This window comes from Hoylesella enoeca JCM 12259, from assembly GCF_000613405.1.
Lineage (GTDB): Bacteria > Bacteroidota > Bacteroidia > Bacteroidales > Bacteroidaceae > Prevotella > Prevotella enoeca.
The window spans coordinates 1-683 of record NZ_BAIX01000115.1 but is presented as its reverse complement, the minus strand read 5'-3'; the positions used below and the strand labels follow the sequence as shown (position 1 = coordinate 683).

Below are 683 nucleotides of genomic sequence, written 5' to 3'. Positions count from 1 at the left end.
ATCTTCGTAATCTTCGCGCCGGAGATTTCGCCCTCGGCGTTATACGGCAAGAAGGTGGCGTAAGCTGCCTTGTGGTCGAGGGTGAAGTGGTATTGGCCACCGCCTACGGGTTTGGTAGCTGTGGCTACACCACAGTCGCCATCTTCGCCGATGTGGCTGGCATCGTTAGGCACAGTTTGTGTCTGGCTCGCCTTGATCGTCACCTTATCTTTTGCTCCGTTCTTGCCCGTGTAGCGCACGGGATAAGAGCTGGCGGTGTAGGTGCCGCTGAACCAGAACTTGGCTTTGGCTGCACGTTGAACACCACCGGGCACGGTGGTGGCAACGAGTTCTGTGTTGATATTGTTCCGGGCGTCTTGTATCAGCGTTCCGTTGTGTACCCATAGGCGGTCGCCGGCTGTCCAATAGAAGTTTAATCCGCTACCGTCGTATTCACCCGTGGTGCGTGTTGCCTGGTCTTCTTCTACGAAACTCGTGAGACCTTCAGTTCCCGGCTCTTGTTCGCTTTGTTTATTCGTTGTGTCGTCGTTTGCGCAGCTAACGAAGAAGGCTAACGCTGCTGCAAATATCAGTTTTGTTTTTGTCATTGTCTTTGTTTGTTTTGTGATTAATTATTTTGTGCGGAAGAATGCTGTGTTGTGCATGATGCATTAAAAATCTTCTTCCTCCTCTTCGTCCTCGTC

The 683-nt window shown here is 51.5% G+C and carries 1 pseudogene; it reads right to left on the bottom strand.

Features of this window, described 5'->3' with window-relative positions:
- Positions 1 to 587 (bottom strand): annotated as a pseudogene (locus tag JCM12259_RS12855) (hypothetical protein); the annotation flags it as partial.
- Positions 588 to 683: the final 96 nt, after the last annotated feature.